Annotated in this window: 18 protein-coding genes; 13 read left to right on the top strand and 5 right to left on the bottom strand. The window is 72.0% G+C overall.

The features are described from left to right. Window positions 1-976, bottom strand: a 976-nt coding sequence (locus tag JNW98_RS23240) for an SCO5717 family growth-regulating ATPase (RefSeq protein ID WP_308015654.1), incomplete at its 3' end; no start/stop codon positions are given. Between the two features lie 348 nt (window positions 977-1,324). On the opposite strand from JNW98_RS23240, the gene JNW98_RS23235 reads away from it, so the two are divergent. From JNW98_RS23235 to JNW98_RS23225, 3 genes are all read left to right on the top strand, one after another. Further along, window positions 1,325-2,308, top strand: a complete 984-nt coding sequence (locus JNW98_RS23235; RefSeq protein WP_223770215.1) for a protein kinase family protein — start codon at window positions 1,325-1,327, stop codon at window positions 2,306-2,308. Further along, window positions 2,308-4,509, top strand: coding sequence for a serine/threonine-protein kinase (locus JNW98_RS23230; protein ID WP_223770214.1), 2,202 nt, complete (start codon window positions 2,308-2,310; stop codon window positions 4,507-4,509). Before JNW98_RS23235 ends, JNW98_RS23230 begins: the two co-directional genes overlap by 1 nt. An 86-nt stretch (window positions 4,510-4,595) precedes the next feature. Next, on the top strand, window positions 4,596-6,683 hold the full coding sequence (locus tag JNW98_RS23225) for a serine/threonine-protein kinase (protein ID WP_223770213.1): 2,088 nt from the start codon (window positions 4,596-4,598) through the stop codon (window positions 6,681-6,683). A 77-nt stretch (window positions 6,684-6,760) separates the two neighbouring features. Here the strand turns inward: JNW98_RS23225 and JNW98_RS23220 are convergent, their stop codons facing one another. Then, complete coding sequence (locus JNW98_RS23220) at window positions 6,761-7,525, bottom strand: hypothetical protein (RefSeq protein ID WP_223770212.1); 765 nt, start codon at window positions 7,523-7,525, stop codon at window positions 6,761-6,763. Then, entirely contained in the window at window positions 7,525-8,784 is a 1,260-nt protein-coding gene (gene eccE / locus JNW98_RS23215; protein ID WP_223770211.1) for a type VII secretion protein EccE, read from the bottom strand. Before eccE ends, JNW98_RS23220 begins: the two co-directional genes overlap by 1 nt. 271 nt (window positions 8,785-9,055) lie before the next feature. Here eccE and eccB point away from each other — a divergent pair, with 271 nt between their 5' ends. From eccB to JNW98_RS23190, 5 genes are all read left to right on the top strand, one after another. Further along, the gene (gene eccB, locus JNW98_RS23210) at window positions 9,056-10,597 is read left to right on the top strand and encodes a type VII secretion protein EccB (RefSeq protein WP_223770210.1); all 1,542 of its coding nucleotides are present in this window, start codon (window positions 9,056-9,058) and stop codon (window positions 10,595-10,597) included. 14 nt (window positions 10,598-10,611) lie between these two features. Next, entirely contained in the window at window positions 10,612-11,841 is a 1,230-nt protein-coding gene (gene mycP / locus JNW98_RS23205; RefSeq protein WP_223770209.1) for a type VII secretion-associated serine protease mycosin, read from the top strand. 197 nt (window positions 11,842-12,038) lie between these two features. Beyond that, entirely contained in the window at window positions 12,039-12,398 is a 360-nt protein-coding gene (locus JNW98_RS23200; protein WP_223770208.1) for a WXG100 family type VII secretion target, read from the top strand. A gap of 44 nt (window positions 12,399-12,442) precedes the next feature. Then, entirely contained in the window at window positions 12,443-12,724 is a 282-nt protein-coding gene (locus JNW98_RS23195) for a WXG100 family type VII secretion target (RefSeq protein WP_223770207.1), read from the top strand. A gap of 177 nt (window positions 12,725-12,901) precedes the next feature. Continuing rightward, window positions 12,902-13,336 (top strand): DUF2563 family protein, encoded by a 435-nt coding sequence (locus tag JNW98_RS23190; protein ID WP_223770206.1) that lies wholly within the window; start codon window positions 12,902-12,904, stop codon window positions 13,334-13,336. A 788-nt stretch (window positions 13,337-14,124) separates the two neighbouring features. Here the strand turns inward: JNW98_RS23190 and JNW98_RS23185 are convergent. Continuing rightward, on the bottom strand, window positions 14,125-14,325 hold the full coding sequence (locus tag JNW98_RS23185; protein ID WP_223770205.1) for a hypothetical protein: 201 nt from the start codon (window positions 14,323-14,325) through the stop codon (window positions 14,125-14,127). Between the two features lie 661 nt (window positions 14,326-14,986). Here JNW98_RS23185 and JNW98_RS23180 point away from each other — a divergent pair. Then, window positions 14,987-16,327 (top strand): S8 family serine peptidase, encoded by a 1,341-nt coding sequence (locus JNW98_RS23180; RefSeq protein ID WP_223770204.1) that lies wholly within the window; start codon window positions 14,987-14,989, stop codon window positions 16,325-16,327. 72 nt (window positions 16,328-16,399) lie between these two features. On the opposite strand, the gene JNW98_RS23175 is transcribed toward JNW98_RS23180, so the two are convergent. Beyond that, window positions 16,400-16,630 carry a DUF397 domain-containing protein gene (locus tag JNW98_RS23175; RefSeq protein ID WP_004947576.1) on the bottom strand — a complete coding sequence of 77 codons (231 nt, stop codon included), beginning with the start codon at window positions 16,628-16,630 and terminating at the stop codon, window positions 16,400-16,402. Window positions 16,631-16,896: 266 nt separating this feature from the next. Here JNW98_RS23175 and JNW98_RS23170 point away from each other — a divergent pair, with 266 nt between their 5' ends. Genes JNW98_RS23170 through JNW98_RS23155 form a run of 4 tightly spaced genes read left to right on the top strand, consistent with a single transcriptional unit; the run spans window position 16,897 to window position 20,498 of the window. Then, complete coding sequence (locus JNW98_RS23170) at window positions 16,897-18,642, top strand: YwqJ-related putative deaminase (RefSeq protein ID WP_223770203.1); 1,746 nt, start codon at window positions 16,897-16,899, stop codon at window positions 18,640-18,642. A 38-nt stretch (window positions 18,643-18,680) separates the two neighbouring features. Next, a complete protein-coding gene (locus JNW98_RS23165; protein ID WP_223770202.1) occupies window positions 18,681-19,157 on the top strand; it encodes an SUKH-3 domain-containing protein in 477 nt (158 codons plus the stop codon). Beyond that, on the top strand, window positions 19,150-19,539 hold the full coding sequence (locus JNW98_RS23160) for a YwqJ-related putative deaminase (RefSeq protein WP_223770201.1): 390 nt from the start codon (window positions 19,150-19,152) through the stop codon (window positions 19,537-19,539). Before JNW98_RS23165 ends, JNW98_RS23160 begins: the two co-directional genes overlap by 8 nt. After that, window positions 19,536-20,498: an SUKH-3 domain-containing protein gene (locus JNW98_RS23155; protein WP_223770200.1), complete on the top strand. Its 963-nt coding sequence runs from the start codon at window positions 19,536-19,538 to the stop codon at window positions 20,496-20,498. Before JNW98_RS23160 ends, JNW98_RS23155 begins: the two co-directional genes overlap by 4 nt. Window positions 20,499-20,511 lie beyond the last annotated feature (13 nt).

Here is a 20,511-nt window from a genome sequence, read left to right as displayed (position 1 = left end):
CCTGCGGAACGGAGGGCGGGGTCCAGGACTCGGTCGACGTGCTCGGCGCGTCCGCCGCCTCCTCGGCCGCGGGCGCGTCCCCGGCCGCCGCGGCCCCCGTCCGGTTGCGCAGCGAACCCGAGGAGAACCGCATGGTGCCCTCGCTGCGCAGAGTGCCACTCATATCCGCTTCATCGGAAGTATCCGGCTTCTCGGGCACCTTGGCGGCTTCGGCGGCTTCGGCGGCTTCGGCGGCTTCGGCGGCTTCGGCGGCTTCGGCGGCTTCGGCGGCTTCGGCGGCTTCGGCGGATTCCGCGGCGTCCGCGACCTCCGCCCCCTCCGCGGATGCGCCGGGCTCCGACGCGTGCGCGGCGATCTCGTCCCGCAGCGTCGCGGCCGAGAACCGCACGGTCGCGGGCGTCGTCGTCCCCCCGGCCGGCGTGGACTCCGGAGCGGCGCTCTCGCCGGCACCGTCGAGGCCGTGTCCCGCGCCGTCACCCGGCCGCGCGCCCTCGCCGTCGTCCGCGCTCCCGTCGGCGTCCTTCCCGTCCACGGCGTGAGCGTCGACAGCCGGATCGCCGACAGCCGGACCCGCCACCTCGGGCGCGTCCAAGGCCGGCGCGTCTGCGCCCGCCACACCCGCCACACCGGCCGCACCGCGATCCGACGCCTCGTCGGCCCCCGGCCCGTCACCAGCGGACGGCCCGGAAGCGGACGGCCCGGAGACGAACGACGCGGAGGACTCGCCCGCCGCGACGGGCGGTGCCGAAGGGGCCGGAGGCGCCGGAGGAACCACCGGGGCCGGAGCGGCCGGAGCGGGCGAAGTGGTCGGCGCGGGCGGCGCGGTCTGGACGTACCAGGCAGGCGGCGTGTAATCGATGGTGAACTCGCCCGTGTGCTCGACCTCCTGATCCTGGTCCAGCTCGTGGTCGGCGTCGGACCGGTTCTCGCCGGCTGTGGTCCCGGCCGCGCGGATCTCGTTCCGATCGCTGCTCACAATGCCTCCTGCTGGTGTGGTCCGGCGCTTCGGGGAATCACCTGCCGACTCCGGGCCGTTCCCGGCGCACGACCGCCCGATTCCCCCATACGTCACGCTGCGGGCCCCCGGCGTCGGGTTCTCCATGCGTACGGTCATCAAGACTAATCGTCATCCGTAGCACTGCGGCAGGCCCGCACACTCCCGCACCGTCCCGCACGGGTCACGGTCCGGTACCGGGACCGGAACCCCCGTCACCGCCCTCGCGCTCGGCCGCCGTCCGGGCCGGGCCGGCGCATGAGTAGGCTCCTGTACTCGTCTGTTCATCTGTTCTGTTCATCTGTAATCGTGCGAGGGGGAGTGGCCGGAATGGAACCGTCGCGCCCGGGCGATCCCGGCCGGATCGGCCCGTACGCGGTGCTGGGCCGGCTCGACGCCCCGGCGGGTGACGTCCCCGCCGCCGAGCGCCGGTTCGTCGCACGGTCCTCGGACGGCGACCGCACGGTGCTCGTCGCCGCGCCTCTCGAAGGCGCCGACCCGGGCCGCTTCCGGGCCGAGGCCGAGGCCGCCCGGCGGCTGTTCGGACCGTGGACGGCCGTCGTGGACGAGGTCGGAACGGACGCGGCGGAAGCCACCCCCGCCTGGTACACCACCCCGTACCTGCCCGCCCTCCCGCTGCCCGCCGCGCTCGCCGCGCACGGCGGTCCGCTGCCCGAGCGGACCGTCCGCGCGCTCGGCGCCGCCCTCGCCGAGGCCCTGGCCGCGGTGCACGCGACGGGCGCGGCCCACGCCGGGCTCGCTCCCGCGGCCGTCCTGCTGACGGCCGACGGCCCCCGCCTCACCGGCTACGGCGCGGTGCGCGCCGCGACCCCGCCGGGGCCGGGCGGCACCGGACCCGTCGGCCTCGCCCCGGGCACGGTGCCCCCCGAACAACTCGCGGGGGCACGGCCCGAGCCGCCCGGCGACGTCTTCGCCCTGGGCGCGGTCCTGGCCTACGCGGCGACGGGGTACACCGTCCCCGAGCGCGACGAACTCCCCGCGGGCCTGCGCGCCCTCGTCTCCGCCTGCCTCGTCCGCGACCCCGCCCACCGGCCGTCCGTCCCGAGGCTGCTGGACGAGCTCCCCGGCGCGGCCCCCGGCTTCGGCCCGGCACCGGCCGGCTTCGGCCCCCCGCCCACCCTGGCCGGCCCGGGGGCCACCGTCCTGGACGGCGGGCCGAGCCGGGCGGGCGCGCTCCTCACCCCCGGCTGGCTGCCGGCCCGGGTGGTCGCCGCGCTCGTCCGCCAGTCCGCCGCCGTCCTCGCCGCGGAACCGGCGCCCTCCCCGCACCCACCCCACCACGGACCGTCCTGATGCCTCTGCCCCTCCACCACGACGACCCCCAGCACCTGGGCCCCTACCGGCTCGTCGCCCGGCTGGGCGGCGGCGGCATGGGCACGGTCTACCTGGGCCGCTCCACGGGCGGCCGGACGGTCGCGCTCAAGGCCGTGCACCCGCGGTTCGCGTCCGACGAGGCGTTCCGGGCCCGGTTCCGGCTGGAGTCCGACGCCGCCCGGGTGATCGGCGGGGAGTACGGCGCCGGGGTCGTCGACGCCGACCCGTTCGCGCCCCAGCCCTGGCTGGCCACCGAATACGTGCTGGGCCCGCCCCTGGACGAGGCCGTGGAGCTGTGCGGCCCGCTCCCCGAGCGGACCGTACGGGCGCTCGGCGCCGCCCTGTGCCGGGCGCTCGCCCAGTTGCACCGCTCGGACGTCGTCCACCGGGACCTCAAGCCGTCCAACGTCCTCGTCACCGCCTCCGGCCCGAAGATCATCGACTTCGGTGTGGCGCGGGCGCTCGGCGACGAGCGGCTGACCCGACTCGGCACCGCGGCCGGCACCCCCGCCTACATGTCCCCCGAACAGGCGGCGGGCGTCGAGCACACCGGCGCGGGCGACGTGTTCGCCCTCGCCGGCGTCCTCGTCTTCGCGGCGAGCGGCCACGCCCCGTTCGGCGGCGGCCAGGCCGCGGACCTCCTCTACCGGGTCCGCTACGCGGCCCCCGACCTGTCCGGCCTGCCCCCCGCCCTCATCCCCGTACTGACCCGCTGCCTCGACAAGGACCCCGCCCGCCGCCCCGCCACGGCCGAACTGGCCGAACTGCTCGCCGGCACGGACGACTTCCCCACCGCCCTCCCCGACACCCTCCTCGCCGAGACCGCCCGGCGGGCCACCGACGTCTGGCGCCTCCAGCCCCACCGCCTCCCCCCGCCCCCGCAATCGCCCGACGCCCCGACGGCACCCGCCGGCCTCCCGCCCGCCCTCTCCCGCCGCCGCCTCCTCGGCATCGCCGGCGGCTCGACCCTCGGCGTCGCGGCGGCCGGCACGGGCGGCTGGCTCTGGTGGAACGGCCGGGAACGTCCCCAAACCACCGGTCCCGCCCGCTTCGCCCGCCCCGCCAACATCCCCGGCCGCGCCACCTGGTGGGCTCGTCTGGACAAGGCGGACGACAGTCGTCCGCCCCTCGTCGTCGGCACTCTGGTGGCGGTCCGCGGGCAGGCGGGACTGGTCACCTTCGAGGCGAAGACCGGGCTCAAGCGGTGGACGGCCACGTCGGTCAAGCAGTCGTACGAGTTCACGGCGGACACCGAACGCGTCTACGCCTGCGTGTCCGACGGCCGGAATACGAAGGGTTTGAAGGTCTACAACGTCTCGGACACCGGTGGGCTGGAGTACATCGCCGGCCCCTTCGCCGACCTTTCCTCGGGCAGTGGCCACGCCGAACCCCTGGCGGTGTTCGGCGGAGTGGTCTACCTGGCCGCACGCAAGGGAGGCGACCGGGACGACGAGCCCTGGTCGCTTCTCGCCGTCGACACGAAGACGGGCGGGCGACTCTGGAACCAGCCTCTCGGGAACCATGTCCCCGGCTCCTCGACGGACAGGATCGTGGCCGACGTCGGCAGTGGCCACCTCCTCTACGCCCGGCCTCTGCTGCCGCAACGCACGAACCTCCTGGTCGCACACCGGCTTTCGGACGGCCGTCGGGAGTGGGACCTGGAGCTCCCGGGGCGGCGGCTCGACACCTCCTTCATGGACACCGGGAAGCCGGCGACCGATGGCCGGCACGTCTACTTCGCCGGGACGGAGCTGACCGCCGTCGGCCTGGACGACGGCAAGCCGGCCTGGACGTTCGGCAAGGGCCGCCCCAAGGGCGACCTTTCCGCGACGACCAGCGCCTACGGCCCGCCGACGGTCAGGGCCGGTGTGGTCTACGCGGCGGAGGGGACCCGCGGCGTCGTCGCCCTGTCCGCCGCCACCGGGGAACTGCTGTGGGAGACGCCCTTCCCCGGCATGCCGCCGGGCTCCATGGCACCGGTGCTCGGCCGAACGCACCTCTACGTCGTCGCGACGGACGGTGCGCGGGACCAGATCCGGGCCGTCGACCTGCAAACCCATCGGATCGCCTGGTCGATGGACGTCCCCGGGCGCGTGGGTGGCGCGCCCGTCGCCCACGAGCGGGCAGGCCACCTCGTCTGGACGTCCGGTGACTACGTGTGTGCTCTCCCCTTCGAATAGCCGGCCGCGGTAGCCCGCCCCGGTCGAATAGCCGCCCCGGCCCCGCCCGCGCCGTCGACGCGGCCCGGTGAAAGGACTCCCCCGCCATGAAGGCGCTCGCGACCGGCGACCCGGTCCGTCTCGGCCCGCACCGGATCCTCGGCGTCCTCGGGGAAGGCGGCATGGGCAAGGTCTACCTCGGCCGCCACGACAGGGGCCACGCCGTCGCCGTCAAGGTGCTGCTGCCGGAGCTGGCACACGATCCGCACATGTCCCACCGCTTCGTCCGCGAGGCACGGGCCGCGCAAGCGGTGACCAGCCCGGGCGTCGCCCGGGTGCTCGGGGCCTGGACGGAGGGCGAACGGCCGTGGATCGCCAGCGAATTCCTGGCCGGCCCTACGCTGGACGAGGTCGTCGAGCGGCGCGGCCCCCTGGACGAGGCGGCCGTACGCGCTGTGGGGGCGGTCCTCGCCCGGACGCTCGAGGACATCCACGCCGCCGGTCTCGTCCACCGCGACCTCAAGCCCGCCAATATCGTCCTGACCTCCACCGGCCCGCGGGTCATCGACTTCGGCATCGCCCGCCCCGAACACGGTCTCACCCTCACCACCACCGGAACCGGCCCGGTCACCCCCGGCTACGGCCCGCCCGAGCAGGTGCTCGGGCTGCGCGTCGGGCCACCCGGTGACGTCTTCGCCCTGGGTGCGGTCCTCGCCTACGCGGCGACCGGCCGCCGCGCGTACGGCGGCACCGACGTGGCGGCCGTCCAGTACCAGGTCGTGCACGGCGCGCCGGACCTCTCCGCCCTGCCACCGGCCCTGCGCCCGGTCGTGGCACCGTGCTTCGCCCGTGACCCCGCCCACCGGCCGTCGCCGGCCCAGGTCGCCGCCGCCCTCGCGCCGCCCGAGTCCGCCCGGCGCCTGTGGCGCCGAGGTCCGCTGGCCGACGACATCGCCCGGCGCGAGGCCGAGGCCCGGAAACTCTGCGCGCCCCCGGTACCGGAGACGCCCGGCTGCCCGGGCCGCCGGCGTTTCGTCGTCGGCCTGGCCGGGGGCGGCGCTTTGGCCCTGGCCGCGGCGGGCGGCGGCGCGTGGTGGCTGCTCGGGAAGGACGGCGATGGCGGGAGACCGGCGGAAAAGGAGGCCACGCCGGAACCGCGGCCCTGGGACGCCAAGCGCCTGGACGCCGCCGATCACCGTGACGGCGAGCCGCCCACACCGTTGTGGGGGCCGGTCACGGCGCATCCGCTGGGGCGGTGGCTGCAGCCGGTGCGCGATCTCCTCCTCGTCGCGGGAAAGGAAGGTCTGACGGCGCTCCGTGTGACCGACGGTCGGGAGCGGTGGGTCGTGCCGAACGAACACCGTTCCCACAGCGCCCCGCTCCCCAACGGGCTGGTGGCCACGGTCTTCGAGGACCGGCTCGCCGCGGTCGACACCGGCACGGGCAGAACGAGGTGGAGCGCGGGCGAAAACGTCATGCGCGTTCTGGCGGCCGACGAGTCGACGGTGTACGTCACCACCGGTGAGACCACGGAGGACCGGGTGTGCGCGTTCGACCTCACCAAGCGGGCCCTCCTGTGGGACGTGCGGACGCCGATCTCCCACCACTACGACAGCGGTGACTCGCGGGCGGCGGCCGGCAGCGGGCGGTTGGTGCTGTTCGGCGGGGAGGCCGGGAACGCTGCCGCGCTCGACGCCGGAACCGGTCGTACGGTGTGGCGGCTGCCGCACCAAGGAATGGCAGTCGGACTACCTCCTGTTTTCGCGGGCGGCACCGTGTATTTGGGCGGCAACAGCCTGACGGCCAGGAGAGCGGCCGACGGCGGGGAGATCTGGTCGATACCGGCCAAGGAAAAGTCCTACGGATACGTGGGAGGCTGGAGCACACCAGTCCTCGACGGGGACGCGCTGTACGCCGTGGACGGAGACCGCATCAGCCGGCGGAACCGCCATGACGGCAAGGCGGACTGGACCCGCTCACTGGCAGGCCTGGCGTACACCGCCTCCGTGACCGTCCAGGGGGGCATGGTCTGGGTCTCGGACGCACAGGACAAAGGCATGATCGCCCTGGACAAGGCCACCGGTGCGCCCGTGTGGACCTGGTCGAACGGCTACGGCGAGTGGCTGACGGCCGGAGCGGGCAACCGCGTCTTCCTGCTGCGGGACGGACAAGTGACGGCGATGCCCGTCACCTGACCGGGGCCGCGCCACCGGCCCGGACCATTCCGGTCCTGCCTGGACGCCCAGCCGGCCGCGCGTACTCACCGAACCCGCTACTCCAACCGCCGCGCCGCCCCCAGCAACCCCGCCTCCGGATCCGTCGGCGCGGTGGTGACGTACGTCCGGGACGTGCGGGTGCACCACAGGGTGACGCCGTCGGGGAGGGTGGAGAGGGCCTCCACGTCCTCCTGAGGCAGGCTCATGGTGCGGCCGATCTGGACGGCCTCCTCGGGGGCGACCCGCTGGACGCCGACGAGGTCCGCCTGGGACATCAGGCGCGTGGTCGTGGGGCCGGGGTAGGGGAGCAGGGTGAGCACCGGCTGCCAGGGGGCGGAGCGGACGCGGCCCAGGGGCGGGCGTATGCCGCAGTCGCGGACGATCAGGACGGGGCTGAGCACCGAGGGGCCCTGCGGCGGGACGCGGCCCACGTCGTGCAGGGTGATGGACTGCTGGCCGGTGTTGGCGGCCTGCGCGAGCGCCGTCCACAGCTGCGGGCGTCCGCTCTCCACGGCGACCCGGGCGCCCGTGCCCACCGCGCGCAGCGCGATGACCTGAGCCGTCCACGCGCCGCCGACCAGGACCACGTCGAAAGCGGCCGGCCGGACCAGCCCGAGCACGGCCGGGGCACCCTGGGCGTCCGTCCCGACGACCACGCCGTCGTCGCCGACGGGCAGGCCGAGCTCCGCGAACCGGTCGGGATCGAGCTCGTGTTGCTCGCGTCGGGGGCCCAGGAGCCCGAAGCCGGGCGCGGTACGGCGGCCCGCCGGTGGCGCCGCCGGTTCCTGCCGTGCCCGTGAAGTCCTCGACAACAGGCCCATCAGCGCACCCCTCCCAGCGGCAGCGTCGCGAGGACGCCCGGGACCTGCTCGTGGTCCAGCCGGACGAGCCCGACCTTCACCCCGCGTGCCGTCCGCTCCAGCTCGCGCCGGACCTCGCCCAGTTCGTCGGCGCTGCGGCCGCACACCCGCACGTGCCCGGTCACCGTCGGCACATGGCCGCCGCCCTGGGCGCGGCCGCGGCCGAGCGTCAGGCTCAGCGTCGTCGAGAGCGCGGGGAGCGACGTCAACAGCGCCGCCAGCTGGGGCAGGGACGCGGCCCCGGAGCCCAACTGCGGCCAGCGGCCGACCCAGTAGGCGGTGTGCCAGCGGTCGTCGCAGCGCCACGTCCGGGACGTCTCGGCGGTCCGCCGGGCGCCCGCGCCGGAACGGCTCGCCTGCGCCGTGGCGGCCGGGTTGACGTTCGCGGCGGTCGACAGGGCCGACTCCAGCTCGTCCTCCGAGAGCAGGGCCGCCCGGAACCCAGCACTCCGTAGCCGGCTCGTCAGTTGGTCCGCCGCGCGCAGCACACACCGCCGGGCGCCGCGCACCCCACCGCCCCGGGCCGCGACGGCCTCCGGGCACAGCTCGGGGTCGAGCTTGAGCGCCACCCAGGTCATCCGGGCCGCGGGGGCGCCCGTCAGCGCCTGCAGGGGCGCGTAGTTGCGCGCCGCCAGCGCCTGGGCGGACAGGTGCGGGGCGGGCGAGGGCAGCGCGCTCTGCACCACCTGCACCGACTCCAGCCGGACGTCCGCCGTGTCCAGCGCGTCCCGCAGCAGCTCCAGCGGCAGCGCCTTCTCCACCCGCCGCGGGCGCAGCGGTTCGTCCACCGCCTCCACCCGGAGGACGGCGGTCACGAACGTCCCGTCGCCCACCACGCCTATGTTCCGGCCCTCCCGGTCCGTGAACGACTCCACGCGCAGCGCCGGTTCGCACTCGACGAGCGGGGCCAGGGCGGGCGCGACGTCGGGGGAGGTCGGCGCGCCGGCGGCACCGCGCGTACGGCGGCGCAGCGCGAGGACCGCGCCCAGCCACTCCGGCACCGGACGCTGCCGCCGCCGCGCGAGCGCCAGCGCCGCGAGGACGACGGCCGCTCCGCCGGCGGGCGCGGTCAGCAGCGGGTCGACGGCGTACCCCACGAGCACCAGCGCCGCCGCCACCTCCAGCAGCACCAGCTGCTGCAGCCGCACCGGGCCGAGCCGGCCAGGACCGGACCGCCGGCGCACCACCGTGGCCTGCGCCGATCGCGCCGCGGACGCCATACCCGCGCACCCCCCTCACACTCGTCGGACCGTCCGTAACCGCACCGGCACCCGGACGCGGAACCCCCGCCACGGACCCGCGCCCGCGCGACGACCGCACCCGGACGGCGGAACCGGATCGTCAACAGGCATAGTAGGGGGCCGGTCTGACAACGCGGACCGAGGGCAGGTCCGACCAGCGGGTCCGGCCGGTTCCGACGGCCGGCCCGGCGACAGGCCCCGGACGGAACCAGGCGAACGGAACCCGGCGACGGGGGGAGTACTTCGGCACATGGCAACACGGCGGGACGAGCTCAACGCCTACACCTTCGCGCGCAAGCGCATGGTCGCCGCGTTCCTGCAGCCCTCGGCGGCGGGGACGGACGAGGCGGCGCCGCGCCCGGTGCGCGCCGTACTGCCCGGGATCGTCGTCGGGGCGCTCGTCCTGGCGGGCTTCGGCGCCTGGGGCATCTTCAAACCGAAGGCACCGGCCGGCTGGTCCGAGCCGGGGGCGCACGTCATCGTGGGCAGCAAGTCGACCACCCGGTACGTCGTCCTCAAGACCAAGGGCACCAAGCGGCTGCACCCGGTGCTCAACTACTCCTCCGCGAAACTGCTCCTCAAGCCCGAGAAGTCCTCGGTGATAAAGGTCGACGAGGGCGAACTCGACAACGGGAAGATCCAGCGCGGCCCCACGCTCGGCATCCCGTACGCCCCCGACCGGCTGCCCACGCCCGCGGACGCCGGCAAGGACAAGAGCTGGGCCGTCTGCGAACAGCCCGGCGGCGAGGGCAAGACGGTGCAGAAGGCCGTCTTCCTCCTCGCCGACCGCGACGCGGCGAAGGTCGGCGGGCCCCGGCGGCTGCGCGACGGCCAGGCCCTGTACGTCGAGGGGCCCACCGGTGACCGCTACCTCGTCGACCCGGGCGGCACCAAGCACCTCGTCGGCCTCCCGGACGGCGACCACCCGTCCCCCCGTGACCAGGTGCTGCGCCGCTCCCTGTTCAGCGAGGGCGCCCGGCCGCAGAAGGTCGACAAGGAGTGGCTGGCCACCCTGCACGAGGGCACGCCCATCACCTTCCCCCGCCTCCCCGGGCGCATCGGCGCACCGGCGGGCGTGAGCAGCCTGGACCCGCGCCTGAACCGGGTCGGCACCGTCATCCGCGCCGTGGCCGGCAAGGGCATGCAGTACTACGTGGTGCTCCCGGGCCAGGTGGCGCCCGTCTCCGACCTCGTCGCCCGGCTGCTGCTCACCAGCCCCGACGCGGTGGTGCTGCACCAGAACGCGCGGGCGGAGGAGGTCGGTCCGCAGTCCTTCACCTCGTCCCCCGACTGGTTCTACGGCCAGTACGGCTGGCCGGGGCTCGTCCCCACCCAGGTCAACGACGCGGGCACGGGTGTCCGCACGGTCTGCAACGTGATGCACGGCGTGGACGGCAAGGGCGTGCCCAAGCTGACCACCTGGGCCGGTCCCAACTACCCCGTCGAGATCGTGGACGGCGCCACCAGCGCCTACGTCACCCCGGGCAGCGGCCTGCTCTACCGCCAGGTCAACGGCTCGTCGACGAGCGTCGGTTCGCTGTTCCTGGTGACGGACACCGGGCTGCGGTACGCCGTGCAGACGAACAACGACAGCAGCGCGGGCCGCGCGGGCATCGGCGACGACGACCGGCCGAAGACGCCGGAGGACCGGGCGAAGCTGGCCTACGAGGCGCAGATCCGGCTCGGGTACAAGGACGTCAAGCCGGTGCCCGTGCCGGACAACTGGTCCGCCTTCCTGCCCAAGGGGCCGCGGCTGGACGTCAACAGCGCCGGGCAGCCGCAGAGCTCGTGAGGGGGAACCGTTCGATGACGGTACGGAGAACGGTGGCGGTGGCCGCCATGGCCGGGGTCACGGTCCTGACGGCGGGCGCGGACCCGGCGGCGGCCGGGTCGGGTCCGCTCGTGCTGAACGGCAGCGGCGAGTGCACCTTCCCGATGAAGCAGCAGATATCGGGCATGCCGTGGGCCCTGCAACGGGTCGTCTTCGACCGGCTGTGGCAGGACACCAAGGGCAAGGGCGTCCGGGTGGCCGTCATCGACACCGGCGTCGACATCGACAACCCCCAGCTGACCCCGGCCGTCGACCGGTCCGCCGGGCTGGACCTGCTGCCCAAGGACAAGAACGCCCCGCCGGTGAAGGGCGCCCGCACCGACGGCACCACCGACCTGGTCGGACACGGTACGAAGGTCGCGGGCATCATCGCGGCCCGCCCGCGCGAGGGCACGGGCTTCGTCGGACTCGCGCCCGAGGCGACGGTCATCCCCATCCGGCAGAACGACGAGAAGGGCACCGGCACCGAGCGGACGCTCGCCACCGCCATCCGGCACGCGATCCGCCGGCACGCCCGCGTCATCAACATCTCGCAGGACACCGCGAAACCGCTGCACGCCGACTCGGACCTCGCGCAGGCCGTGCGGGAGGCCCTGAACGAGGACATCGTCGTGGTCGCCTCGGCGGGCAACGACGGTCTCCAGGGAAAGGTGAAGAAGACGTATCCCGCGGCCTATCCGGGCGTACTGGCCGTGGCCGCCTCCGACCGCAACAACGAACGCGCTTCCTTTTCCCAGTCCGGCGATTTCGTCGGAGTGGCCGCCCCCGGCGTGGAAATGGTCTCCACGGTGCCGAAGGGCGGCCAATGCGTGGACAGCGGAACGAGTTTCTCGGCACCCTATGTAGCGGGAATCGCGGCACTCCTCCGCGCGAAACACCCGAACTGGAAACAGCATCAGGTCGTGGCCCAGATCGAGCAGACCGCGGAAAGGGCCGTCAAGGGCCGCGACGACTTCGTCGGCTGGGGCGTCGCCGATCCGGTGCGCGCGCTGACGGAAGACGACCACCCCATCGACGTCCCGGTCCAGGACCGCGCCGTCTCCGCCGGCCGGGCCGTACCGAAAGCGGCCCCGCTCACCATCGGCGAGACCCCGCGCGAACGGGACGAACGCCTCGCCACGTACGCGCTGATAACGGCGGGTGTCCTCATCGCGGCCGTCGCGGGAACGGCGGTGGCGCTACGGGATCGCCGGCGACGCGGCTGAGCGACAAGGTTGATGTCTGGACCAATGGCCGCCTCACTCGCGTGCCATACGTGCGCGAACTCACGTCAAACGCATACCGGTTGGACGCCCTCGTGTGAGTGGCTAGAGTGGCAGCCGACAACTTCGGTCCGATGCAAAGGGGGAGCCGCGCGAACGGCTCCCGCAGAACATCCGATTCATGGGGGGCAGGTGTAACGATGGCCGACCTTCGGCTTGAAGTAGGAAACCTCGACCAGCTGGTCAAGGACCTGGGCACGATGCACGACACGCTCGAAGCCAAGATCAACAGCCTCAAGGGCGTCGTCGCCACCGTGCAGGGCGGCTGGAAGGGCGAGGCGGCGACCGCGTACCACGGCCTCCAGGAGCGCGTGAACGAGGACACGCGTCGGCTGAAGGAGCTGCTGGCCTTCACCAAGGACGCGATGGCGTCGAGCCGTCAGGGCTTCGACCAGGAGGAGCAGGACCGCCTCAACAGCTTCAAGGGCGTGGGCGAGGGCGGCACCACCGGCATGGGCGACGGCGGCGCTTCCGGCATCCTGGGCCGCTTCCACGGCTGACCGCCGCTTCCCGCTTCCGCATCGCGTCAGGAGAGACAGTACTCATGGAAATCAAGTACGCCACCGTCGTCGAGGCATCGAACACGGTCAAGTCGTCGGCCAACAACATCAAGAGCGAGCTGGACTCCCTCGACGCCCGCGTCGAGGCGCAGGTCGCCCAGTGGGACGGTGAGACCCGCGCAGCCTTCCACGCCCGCCACAAGGGCTGGAAGTCCAACGTGGACGACATGCACCAGACCCTGCTGAAGATCTCCAGCCTCCTGATGGAAGCCACCCACGGCTACCAGTCCAACGACAAGCGCCAGGCGGCCCGCTTCGGCCACTGAGGCGACCTCGCACTCGTTCTCCGTCCGTGGGCGCGGATGCGGCTCTCCGCACCCCGCGCCCACGGGCGTTTTCACAGATTCACCGCGCAAGCGCATTCACCAACAGGGGGCTGACTCATGGGATCCGGGGATCCGGCACAGCACGGCGGGGGCGGTGGCAGTCCGTCGGATCTGGATGTGGGGGATGAGGACAACCTCCAGGGCCTGAAGAAGCGTGTGGACCGCCTCCTCGGCAAACTGGACAAGTCCGCCGCCTCGCACAAGCACATCGCCGACCAGAAGGTCGGCAAGGAGGCGTTCGGCAGCTTCGAAGAGGCCACGGCTCTGTCGAAGGAGTACGACAGGGTCCACCGGCGGCTGGAACTCCTGTCCCAGATGCTGGGTGACCAACTGGAGGCCATGAGCCTCGCCGTCGGCATGGCCGACCGTGACTACAAGAACGTCGACCGCGAACACGCACAACGGCTTGCCGAAATCCAGAAGCGGTCCATCGCCAACTGGGAACAGCAGCAGAAGCTGAAGCAGCAGGACGAACAGAGGAAGCGGCACGAATCCGGAGACCACTCCGGACAGGGCGGGGGAGAGGAATCCTCCGACCAGGCCACGTCGTGATGCGGGGGGAGGAAGATCATGGGTGACGGTGGCACGAGCGTGGAGTCGATGTCCTACGAGGCCATCTACTACTCCTTCATCCAGGCCAAGGGCGAGGAACTGAGCGCCAAAGGCCATGCGCTGGAGAATGCCAAGAAGGAGATTGAAAGCATCGGCGACGAGCTGAAGAGGCACGTCGGCCGGACGGAGTGGAAGGGCGAGGGAGGCGACGCCTTCCGCGAGTGGGGTGATGCCTTCGCCAAGCAGATCATCAAGCTGGCCCATGTCGCCGCGACGACGGGTAGCGAGATGGTCGATGCCGGCGCCAAGATCAAGATCGCAGTGGACCGGATTCGGAATACCCCGCCTGGCGACGTTGCCCAGTGCTACGCGGACGCGGACAAGGAAAAAGCTCGTCTTGAGGCAGTGAAGACGAAACGCGCCGATGTCATAGATGAGGTCGCAGCGGCGGCTTCGCAATGCGCCACGGCCAAGTCCAGGCTCAAGGGACTTGAAATTCCGGAGTTCCGGCCGATGCCCAGCGGGCCCAGTGCGCCCTGGTTCGGGGAGTCGGACACGGCGTACGGCACCTCAAGTAAGGGATCTTCCGCTGGTGGGGGCGGCGCTCAGTCCGTAGTCGGCGCTGGTGGTAGTGGCCGAAGCGGTGAAGGCGTTGGTCAGGTGCCGCATACACCTGGTGCCGGAATGCCTGATACGCCCGGAGCTCATGTGCCGCCGGCGAGTCAAGGCGATTCCGGCACTGGTCCCGTGCACATTCCGTCCGGTGGCCAGGACACCCCCGGAACTGGTCATGGAAGCACCGGTACCCGTATCGACAGCGGTCCGGCAGCTCCTCCGGCGCCGGTGCCGACGATGCCGCCCACCGGGACGCCTGCTCCGACGGGCCCCACGCCGTCCGTGCCGCCGGTGCCGACGATGCCGCCCACCGGGACGCCTGCTCCGACGGGCCCCACGCCGTCCGTGCCGCCGGTGCCGACGATGCCGCCCACCGGGACGCCTGCTCCGACGGGCCCCACGCCGTCCGTGCCGCCGGTGCCGACGATGCCGCCTGTGGTCCCGGGTTTTCCGCAGCCCGGTAAGAGCGGTCCCAGCTTCCCCGGTGGGCCGGGAACTCCGCCGACCACATCAACGGGCAGGTCCGGCAGAATCACTCTCGACCCCGGGCGCATTGGAGTGCCTGGAGGCGGGAAGGTCCCCTCTGTGCCGCGAGTCGACACAGGCATTATCGGTGGGACTCCCGCTACGAGCTCCCCTGGGCCGGGAGCCGGCCGCGGGGTTCAACGCGGAACGGTCATCGGTGGCGAATCCCAGCAGATGGGCCGTGGGATGATGGGCGCGCCAGGTGTTCCGGGGGCCGGGGCCCGTCCGGGGTACGCCGGAACTGCACGGCGATTGGCTTCGCACCCTGGCGGTGTGGTCAGCGCCCCGTCGGGTTCGCAGGGAGCCCGGCGTGAATTCACCCCCGGCGGTAGCGGACTTCTCCGGGGAGGCACCGGCGGGACGAAGGACACGAAGAAGGAGCGCAAGCGGCCCGAGGGGCCGGGCTACCTGACCGAGGACGAAGAAACGTGGACCTCCGGTGGGCCTGACAATGTCCCGCCGGTCGTCCAGTAGGGCCCTGTTGGAAGACAGATGGTGAGCAGAGAACACGTGAACAAGACGAAAAACAGTGGTGCTTGGTGCCGGGCACTGGTACTCGCGTCAGCCGTCGGTTTTCTGCTCCCTCTCAGTGCCGCGCCTGCTGGTGCCGACACCATGCGTGAACGCCAGTGGTACTTGAAAACCATGCAGGCTGAACGCATGTGGCGGGTGTCCACCGGCAAGGGCATCACAGTCGCGGTACTTGACAGTGGCGTTCGGTCTTCGCAGCCGGAACTCGAAGGCAGGGTCCATGTTGGGCGGAGTTTCGCCTCTTCGTCCGACACCGAGAGCGGGGACAGCGAACATCACGGTACTGCCATGGCCACTCTCATTGCGGGCAGGGCAGGCAGTGGGCAAGGCGTGCAGGGACTGGCGCCGGATGCCCGCATCCTCTCGGTGAAGCTGGGCGACGACACGATGGACAATAGCGTTCTTGCCAAGGCGCTTCGGTACGCCGCGGACAGCGAGGCGCAGATCATCAGTATGTCCCTGGGGATGAAGCGGGCTCTGCTCAGCGAAAAGCAGGACCGTGAGATGCAAGCCGCTGTGGCGTATGCGATCAAGAAGGGCAAGCTGCTCATCGCCGGATCAGGCAACGGCGGTGACAAAGGCAACGCGGTCGAGTATCCGGCGGCCATCCCCGGTGTCGCGGCTATCAGCGCTGTGGATGGCAAGCTGACCGCGACGAAATTTTCGACGCACGGTCCGCAAGTCGCCCTTGGAGCGCCAGGGGAGAAGATGCCTATCCCTTGTGATCGAGCAGGGGGCTACTGTGAGAGCCGTGGTACCAGCCAGGCCACCGCCATAGCTTCCGCAAGTGCCGCTCTCGTCTGGTCCCTGCACCCGAAGTGGACCGGAAACCAAGTCCTGCGGGTCCTTCTGGACACCGCCGGCAGGCCGCCGCGCGGCAAGGTGCCCAGCGAATACGTCGGCTACGGCCTGATCCGCCCGCGCGAGAACGTGCTGGAGAACAAGGGCAACCCCGGCCCGCCCGACGTCAACCCGCTGGTCGAGGCCGCCGAGAAGGACGGGAAGTCGTCAGCGAAGGGCGCGAGCCCGAGTGCTCCCGTGACCCACGAACCGGCTCTCGCGACAGGCAAGAAGAGCAAGTCCAAGGACAAGGACGACAACCTGCCCTGGTTCATCGGCGGGGCCATCGCCCTTGCCGTGCCAGGGGCGGTGCTGGTGGCGCTGATGGTGCGGCGGGGGCGGCGTAAGGCCAAGGCGAAGCAGCAGCGGCAGCAGGCGGCTGCGGCCGCCGGGTCGTACGGTGGCGGTCCTTACGGGGGCACGATGCCGGTGGAACCGCCGTACCCGCCGCAGCAGCCGCCGACGCGGAGCGGTTCCTGACAGGTCGGCAAGGCGCAGAACGCACCGTGGCCTCTGCCGTCTCCCCGGGAGACGGCAGAGGCCACGCGCTTCTCACGTGATGTCGAACTCGCCGTCCCGCACCCCCAGGACGAACGCTCGCCACTCGCTCGCCGTGTAGCGCAGCACCGTGTCCGGATCCTCGGAGTTGCGCATGGCGACGGCCCCGCCCGGGAGGTAGGCGATCTCGACCCGCTCCTTGGTCGGGGTGTCGGGAGCGCTGAGCCATTCCACGCCGGAGATGTCCATGGCGTACAGCTCTTCCGTCTCACGCTGGGTGGCCATCAGAGGAGTTCCTTTCCACACGGATGACGAACGCCGCGGGCCCACGCCTCCGGGCCCGCCGTCAGGCTACCGGCCGCCGGAGGCGCACCACCGCCGCTTGCGGCAACTGCCGTGCGCGGGCGGCGCGACGGAGGTGTGCGCTCCGCCACGGGCAATGAAATTGAGCGCGAACAGGTTCTTGCCTAAGGTCAGAGGGTTCGTTTGCTTGACAGGTTCTTGACGGGGGAACAGGGATGGGAGTCGTCCTACCGGACAAATTGGCCTTCGTGCTCGACCTGATCGGCGTCAACTGGCCGAACGTCGACGAGGACGACTACCGCGAGATGGCCAAGTCGCTGCGCGGCTTCGCGACCGACGTGGACACGGGCCGGGGCGACTCCAACGTCGCTCTGAACCGGCTCATCTCCACCAACCGCGGCGAGATGACGGAGGCCATCGAGGCACACGTCCGCAAGCTCAACGGCAAGCACCTGCACAACCTCGCCGAGGCCGGCCGGCTGCTGGCCGGCGGGCTGGACGCGGCGGCGGTCGTCGTGGCGGGCGCCAAGGGTGCGGCCATCGTCCAACTGGGCATCCTGGCCGCCGAGGTGGCGACGGCGCAGGCCGCCGCGCCCCTCACGCTGGGGCTGTCGGAGCTCGGCGCGCTGGCCGGGGTCGGGATCACCCGCACGGTCGTCAAACGCATCCTGAAGGGGGCGGCCGAGGCCGCCGTCCAGGAAGTGATGTCCGTGGTGACGGGACCGGTCTTCGCCGCGCTGGACTCGATGACGCAGGACCTGGTCGTCCAGGTCGTCTCCGACGGGCTGGGCGTGCAGGACGGCGTCAACCTGAAGCAGACGCTCCAGGCCGGCAAGGACAACTTGAAGATTGCCAGCGCCGGTGGCGCGGGCGGTGCGGGAGGGGGCGGTGGTCTCGTCCTCGCCAGTGCCGGCGGGGGCGGTGGCGGCAGCGGAGACCTCGTCTTCGACGAGCACGAGCACAACACCTTCACCGGCAAGGTGCACGACCACTCCAAGCACCTCCACGAAAAGGGCGGGCAGCGCCTCCACACCTCCCGCCACCACTTCGGGCGCACCCGCGGCCGCGGCTCGCTGGCCAAGGCGATCGAAGAGGTCACCGAGAAGGCGATGAAGTCCCTCGGCGACGCGCACGGTCAGCTCAAGAAGCACCTCGACGACGTCGGCGAGGGCCTCTCCGAGGCGGGCAAGGGCCAGAAGAAGCACGACAAGCACGTCAAGGACAACATGGACGGCGTCAAGGGCCGTCACCCCGACCAGAAACCGGCGCACGGCGGCGGGAACGGCGGACACGACGGGAGCGGCGGCACCGGTGGCGGCCCGCCGGGCGGAAATGGGCAGGGGCGCCCAATGGACCCCCAGCCCGGCTGGCACGGACGCACGGCCGGCGGCATGAAGCACTACCGCCGTCCGGCGCTGCGGGTCGACCACCTGAGCGAGGACCAGCAGCATCACACGCTGCGGCGGGAGGCGCGAGCTTTGGGTGACGAGACCCAGGACTTGTTCAAAGCCCGTCAGGCGGCCGGTAATCAGGCCAGCAAGCTGGGGAAGGCGGACAAGGGAAAGGACGGGCTGAAGAGCGGCTGCTCGGGCAGTCTCCTCCACAACGGCGTGATCACTTCTCATTCGAGCTTCTCGAAGAAGGACGGCATCGCGGAGCCCGATACCCATCCGGCCCTGAAGTCGATTTACGACCGAGTGCGAGACGAAATCAACGCAGAGGGCAAGCATCACGTGGGTGCCGGACACGGCCGGTGCGCCGAAGTCGCGCTGATTTCCGACCGACTCCATCAGCTCGACCCCACCGGACAGAAGATCCGGACGCCCGAGCAGGTGCGGGAAGCCTTGGATGGCGCTGTCATTCACACGCAGCAGATAGGTGACCAGCCGGCCAGGAAGCCGGGCGAGGAGAGTCTCTACCATGGTGACCACAAGCCCGCTTGCCGATCGTGCAGACGCGCCCTACCCGCCATGGGCGTAAGAGCCCTCAAGTGACCGACCCCAGTTGACGACCCCCTTCGCAAGGAGGCAGCATGCCGCCGAGAAAGAGCCCGGCTGAGATCGAGGCGTGGCTCGGTGAAAACGGATGGTTTCCCGAGCGCGACATCGGTCGGGACGCCGACGACGCCATTGCCGGGCGAGAGGCGAACCTCCGTGACCAGGGATATCCCATGACGGCTCCCGAGGTGGTCCGCGCGTTTCTGCATTCCTACGGGCTTCTCGAACTGCCCTACCCTAATGACCCGGAACTCATCCTGTGTCTGAATCCGGAGCTGGCTTACCAGTACGACGGTTCCGATATTCAGGAACTCGCCGAGGGCCTCGGCGTCTCCGTCTTTCCCGTCGGCTACGAGACGGACGAAGGCGCCATCGTGGTGATGGACGAGAAGGAGCGCTTCTTCTACATCCACGACACGGGGTTCTACTACATGGGCCAAGGGGTCATCGACGCCCTGGCCACTCGCCTTGTCGGCGATGTTTTGCAGGACGCGGAGGATTTCTATGCCTGAGGCCGTCCCCGGCACCGCCGCCAGCCTGCTCGTGCAAGGCCGGATCTTCAGCATGACCAACCTGTCCGGCCCGGGCACCCCCGACCTGCACCCGGCCGTGCGGCAGTTCTTCGACACCCTCCCTCCGGAGCTCCGCGAACCCTTCATCGGCTACTGCGCCGAATCCGCCCTCGTCTCCGACCAGTTCTGGGGCCTGGACGAGGGCCGGAGCGACGGCGGGCACACCACCCTCGACGAGGGGGTCGCGCACTTCGCCGGGGCGATGGTGATGTCGGTGAAGATCCGCGAGGAAGGCGACCCGGAGCACGGGGAGACCACCGTGCCCTGCCGCTCCTGCACCGCCCTCCTCGACCGTCTGGGCGTCGGGATCAGCCGCCCATGAGCGGAAGAGGACGCGAAGCCCTGACCGCGGCGGGCTGGGCACCCGACCGCGACGCCGGGTACAACGCCCTGCACGGCATGCTGACGGCGGTGAGTACCGTCTCGCCGGACGGCACCGCCTCCTGGGAGCCGTTCCCGGCGGCGGAGAGCGCCCTGCGGTCGTTCCACGGGCTGACCGTGCGGCCGGCCGGCGCCGGGGCCGAGGTGGCGGCGCGCGGGTGCGTCGTCGATCCCGTCCGCGCCCGCTACACCGTGCGCGCCGCGGCCGACTTCGGCCGGGAGATTGGCGCGCGGCTGTTCCCGCTGGGGGCCACGGACACGGAGACACCGCTGTTCGTGGACGAGCGGGGGCGGCTGTTCGCCGCGGACACCGGGGGCTGGTGGGTCCTCGGGGACTCCGTGGAGGACGGACTGATCGCCCTCGCCGAGGGGCGCGCCCCGCGCCGGATCGCCGCCGCCGAGCACCGGTGGCGGCTCGGCCGGCTGCCCGACGAGGACGTGGTGGCCGATCTGGTCAAGACGGGCATGGTCCTCGTCTACGTGCTGCACCGGCACGGGCTGCTCGCGACCCGGGCCGTCCGCTTCCGCGTCGTCGGCCTGCGCGGGCACGGCCCAGTCCGGCTGGACGAGGTGTTCCGCCTCGCCCCCGGCTCGCTCGACGCCAGCGCGGAGACGCTGCTCGGGAGCGTCCGCGAGGCGGTGGGCGAGATCCCGCTCGGCGCGGCCGAGAAGGCCGTCGAGCTCCTGCCCGGCACGTCGGGCAAGCGCCCGCACCCCGGCGTCACCTGCACGGTGTCCGCCGGCCGGCAGGGCGCCGAGGGCATCGGCGTACGGCTCGCGGCGGAGACCCGCACCGTCCTGGAGAAGGGCGACGGCCTCACCGGCGCCCTCGACGAACTCTCCGGCTACGCGGGACAGCGCGTCCTCGCCCCCGCCACCGCGGGGACGCCAGTGGCCTGACGCGGGCTGTCCC

This window comes from Streptomyces huiliensis (genome assembly GCF_020037025.1).
In the GTDB taxonomy this organism is placed as follows: domain Bacteria; phylum Actinomycetota; class Actinomycetes; order Streptomycetales; family Streptomycetaceae; genus Streptomyces; species Streptomyces huiliensis.
This window is presented reverse-complemented; position numbering and strand designations above follow the sequence as displayed.